Annotated in this window: 4 protein-coding genes and 1 pseudogene; 3 read left to right on the top strand and 2 right to left on the bottom strand. The window is 56.5% G+C overall.

All coding sequences use genetic code 11. The features are described from left to right. Positions 1-1404, top strand: a 1404-nt coding sequence (locus ACP5J3_RS10925; RefSeq protein ID WP_428495724.1) for a hypothetical protein, incomplete at its 5' end; no start/stop codon positions are given. 79 nt (positions 1405-1483) lie between these two features. Here the strand turns inward: ACP5J3_RS10925 and ACP5J3_RS10920 are convergent. Then, a complete protein-coding gene (locus ACP5J3_RS10920) occupies positions 1484-2029 on the bottom strand; it encodes a phosphoribosyltransferase (RefSeq protein WP_428495723.1) in 546 nt (181 codons plus the stop codon). Between the two features lie 177 nt (positions 2030-2206). On the opposite strand from ACP5J3_RS10920, the gene ACP5J3_RS10915 reads away from it, so the two are divergent. Then, positions 2207-3799: a CTP synthase gene (locus ACP5J3_RS10915; protein WP_428495722.1), complete on the top strand. Its 1593-nt coding sequence runs from the start codon at positions 2207-2209 to the stop codon at positions 3797-3799. Here the strand turns inward: ACP5J3_RS10915 and ndhC are convergent. After that, a complete protein-coding gene (gene ndhC, locus ACP5J3_RS10910; protein WP_428495721.1) occupies positions 3789-4154 on the bottom strand; it encodes an NADH-quinone oxidoreductase subunit A in 366 nt (121 codons plus the stop codon). The genes ACP5J3_RS10915 and ndhC overlap by 11 nt on opposite strands. 47 nt (positions 4155-4201) lie before the next feature. Between ndhC and ACP5J3_RS10905 the strand changes: the two are divergent. Beyond that, a pseudogene (locus ACP5J3_RS10905) lies at positions 4202-4634 on the top strand (transporter); the annotation flags it as partial.

Raw genomic sequence — 4634 nt, 5'->3', positions numbered from 1 at the left:
ACGGCGGGGGTTATGTTTCTGTGGGTAGGGTGGTCCGAGGTAATTCAGTACCCGTCGGGATATACAATAACTTACAACAGGGGTATTGGGCAGGAGGTGACTCTTGAGGTGGTGAACGATACTGGGCACCCGGTACACTTCTGTGCATCGATATTTGGCTGGTACCCCAACGGCTCGGTGGTGAAGCTAGATGACGTCTGCGCAAGAGGGGTGGGCAAGATTAAAACTGACGCCGTAAGGAAGTACGCCGAGCAGTGGAAGGACTTAGAGGGAGAGGTCGGGGTGTTCATGATACTTACATATATAAACGGCACAGACTCGAAAGGCAATTATACATTTGACAACGCAGTAAAGGGTTTCACAATACGGCCAAAACGTGTAGTAGCTGGTGAAAACATAAAGGCTACAATAAAAGTAAAGGCAAAGCCTCCCAAGGAGAAAAGCGTGTCACGAGCCTCGGCGGCGATCCTACAGTGGCCACCTAAGTCGGTACCTACTGGTGAACAGTGCTTTCCCGCGGCGGGGGATCCGAACCCAGTGACTACTTGTTACAACTGGGCACTAGAGACTACGTATGTAAGCGCCACAAACACGCCAGTACCCGTGGTAGTTGCTAGAGTCAGCTCCTCAGACGCATACAACTTACACACCGTAAGAGTGGCACTATTTTTAGCCGCGTCAAGCCAATACGCGGTATCGTTCTCTGGCGGCGCCATGCTAACTACAAAAAATGCAGACGGCTCGGAGGTGACAACTGGGTTCTCAGCCGACATTGTGACTTTAGCGGTTACAAGTGATCTATACCTGGACGATTACTACTCATATAATCCCTACCAGTTAGGTCCCAGGGTTATAGCTATTGGCTTTTACGGCGACTATGCAGTAGTGCGCTATAGGAAACAAGCATGTTCATATACATGCGTGTATTTAAACGACTACGTCTATATGTACCTTGTTAGACCGAGGATCCCCGTTACGGTATACAAAGACATGCAACCACTAGACGGAAACCTTGGCAACATCTTCAGCATGGTGAGTAGCAACTGGGCTGGCAAGACGATCTACGGCAGTGATTCCGTTTCTGTCACCGCTTCTAGTGTTGTGGGCAACAGCGGGGGTATCAGCTTGTTGTCTATGTCTGTTCCCTTGTTGTCAAGGCCTAGCATACCGCTGAGCGCAGTTTTTAGCCTCGCCGCGAGTCTTGGCTCACAAAGTTTCTCAGCGGCGAGGGGAGAGGTTTATGCCACTCTGCAGACAAATGACCCGCGTGTTACGATCTACGCGGTATACTACAGGCCAAACCCATTGTATGAGTTCAATAATCAGTACTACTCCTTGCCGTCGCTTTTTGTAGATGTTAAGACGTATAAAACGTCGGGGCTGGGGGAGGAGCCAGAGGGTTAGTCAGTTCTTAAAGGATTCTTCACTTCTCCGCGAGGTGAAGCTTCTTCACCTTTCTCCTACTGGCTCCCCGTTTATATACTTAACATATCTTGTCGATGTATTTAGATATGTCGTGTCCCCTCTTCTTGAATTCTCTTAGGTCTTCGTAGCGGCTCCATGGGTAGGATATCCAGACCCACTCTTCTACCTTTTCTGCGTAGTAGTCGGGGGTGAATCTGCTGGTGGTTTTTAGGTGGAGGACGGCGGTCTTCACCTCGGCGGCGCCTATGAGGTCTAGTAGGCTTTTTGCGAGCATGAGGGTGTGACCTGTGTCGGCTACTTCGTCGGCTATGAGGACCCTCCTGTCGCGGATCACGCCGGGCTCGATGCTGTGGTAGAGGAGAGGCCTTTCGGCGCGTCTCTGGGCCAGCCCCCAGTACTTCACGCCCATGGAGATGACGTCGTCTACCCCCAGGACGTCGCTGATTATCCTGGCCGGCACCAGCCCGCCGCGGGAGATGGCGATTATAACCTCGGGACGGTAGCCGCTCTCCTCTATCCTCCTCGCCAGGGCCTCGCTGAGCGCTATCCCCTCGGCCCACGTAATGAAGCGCACCTTGACGCCGCCTATCTCCACTATTGCCATGGTGCTTGGGTGGGGTGTGTATAAAACATTTGTCAGCGCCCGCCACTGCTGGGCAGGCTCTCGCCACCCGTCAGCGTGGGTTCAACTCTTCACCGTGTCTACCCCTGCGGATGTATTTAAGTTTTGTATATCTCAACGGTTCTGAGATGGTTTATATACTGGTGGTTTAGGTTTGTGGTGCCGAAGCTGGTAGTTGTGACTGGGGGGGTGATGTCGGGCGTGGGTAAGGGGGTTGTCGTGGCTAGCATTGGCAGAATTTTGAGGGCGCGGGGCCTTTCTGTAAACGCGGTTAAGATAGACCCGTATATCAACGTCGACGCCGGGACTATGAACCCCTACGCCCACGGGGAGGTCTTCGTCACGTACGACGGGGGTGAGACCGACCTTGACCTGGGGCACTACGAGAGGTTTCTGGACGTGGAGCTTCCCCGGAGGAACAACATCACGTCTGGCCAGATCTACTTCTCTGTCATCGAGAAGGAGAGGAGGGGCGACTACCTGGGTCAGACGGTTCAGCTAATCCCCCACGTCACTGACGAGATTAAGAGGAGGGTTACCGAGGCGGCGGGGGGGTACGACGTGACTTTGGTTGAGATCGGGGGGACTGTGGGCGACTACGAGCAGTTGCCGTTTCTGGAGGCTGTCCGCCAGCTGAGGCTGGAGATGGGTGAGGACGTGGTTTTTATCCACGTTGCGTGGGTTCCCCTTCTCAAAGTGACTAACGAGTTTAAGACTAAGCCTTTGCAACACAGCGTGGCGGAGCTTAGGCGCTACGGCATACAGCCCGACGCCGTGGTTGTGAGGTCTGAGAGGCCGATCGACGCCGGCGCCGTGAAGAAAATTGCGCTGTTTGCCCACGTGCCTCAGTACGCCATCTTCAACTCTTATGACGTGGACACCACCTACAGGGTGCCGCTGATTTTGGAACAGCAGGGCATGGGGGATTTCCTCGTGCGGAGGCTCCGCCTCCCCTCACGGGCTCCGAATTATGGGGAGTGGGAGGAGTTTCTCTCGAAGCTATCGGCGCCGAGGTTTAAGGTGGCGGTGGGGATGTGCGGCAAGTACGTGGAGCTTCCCGACGCCTATCTTAGCATTGTGGAGGCGTTGAAGCACGCCGGCGCCGCCCTCGACGTGAAGCCGGAGCTTGTCTGGATTAACTCGGTGGAGGTGGAGAAGGACCCGGATCGGCTGGGGAAGCTCGGGCTGGACGCCGTGGTGGTGTTGCCGGGCTTTGGGAAGAGGGGGACAGAGGGTATGATTGAGTGTGTGCGCCACGCCCGTGTGGAGAAGATTCCGTTTCTCGGCATATGCTTCGGCATGCAGCTGGCGGTGGTGGAGTTCGCCCGGAATGTCCTCGGCCTTAGAGAGGCCAACTCCACGGAGCTCGACCCCGAGACCCCCCACCCCGTGGTCCACCTCGCGCCTGAGCAGAAGGAGGTAGACGTGTTGGGGGGTAGCATGATTCTGGGCAACAGGGAGGTGGAGATCGTCCCCGGCACCCTCGCCGCCTCGCTGTATGGGACAAACGCCACGGTGGAGAGGCATAGACATAGATACGAGGTCAACCTATCCTACCTGCCTAAGCTGTCGGAGGCTGGGCTTGTGGTTTCTGGCTGGAGGAGGGATGTTAGGCGTGTGGAGATAATCGAGTTGCCGGGGCATCCCTACTTCATCGCGACGCAGTTCCACCCCGAGTTCCGCTCTAGGCCAGCTAAGCCGCGGCCGGTGTTCCTCGGCTTGTTGAAGGCGGCGCTGGCGCCTAGGCGCTAGCTCTCCAGAGCTCTATCTTCTTGGCGTAGTGGTAGCCGTATAGCGAAGCGGCGACGGCCACGACGCCGCCTATCAACGCCGCCGCCGCCGTAAGGGCCAGGTCTTTGAAGGCCATCTGCACCGCCAGGGGGATGGCCACGGCTGGCTCAAGAGCCACCAGCATTAGTATGTAGCCTAGGTACTGCATCGCCAGCGGGGCCTTGGCGGGGCCCGTCTCGGGGTTTCCGGCTTCGTAGCGCATTAATTTACCCGGCGTTGGCCTCCTAGGGGCGATGAGCATTACTAGGTATACAGTCCCGATCATTAGGAGGAAAAGGATTGTGAAGGCTAGGGCCACGGCCACCGCGTCGCTCATGAGTTGGTTTTGTTATTCAAGATTTATAACAGTTATTTTAACTGGGCGTGCTGGCTCTGGCGTTTTCTGTAATTTCCGCAGTGGCCTATGGCGTGGCGCCATTGATCTACCGCCCGGCTCTGCAGTGCACATCTCAGTACAGGGCAGTGGGCCTCTTCTCTCTGTATTCAATTGCGCTGGGCCTAGTGCTTCCGTGGAGGGGCTTTGACCCTCGTGGGGTCTTGTCGGCGGTGTCGGCCGCCTTGCTGGGGGGCGTCGTCGGTAGCTGGCTGTACGTAACCTCGGTGAAGGCCGGCGGGGCGGCTGTTGGCAATATAAGCAGTTCGCTGTACATTGTCTTGTTGCCGCTGGTTGCTGGCAACTATCGTCTGTTGCCCGCGGCGTTGCTGGTGCTTCTGGGGCTCGTGGTGGCGTCTGCGCACAGCTCTGGAGCGCGGCGAGGTGGGGCCTACGGCGTCGCGGCCGCTGTGGCGTGGACCG

The organism is Pyrobaculum sp. (assembly GCF_049971835.1).
In the GTDB taxonomy this organism is placed as follows: Archaea; Thermoproteota; Thermoprotei; order Thermoproteales; family Thermoproteaceae; genus Pyrobaculum.
The sequence above is the reverse complement of the archived record's forward strand: the minus strand, read 5'-3'. Positions and strand labels throughout refer to the sequence as shown.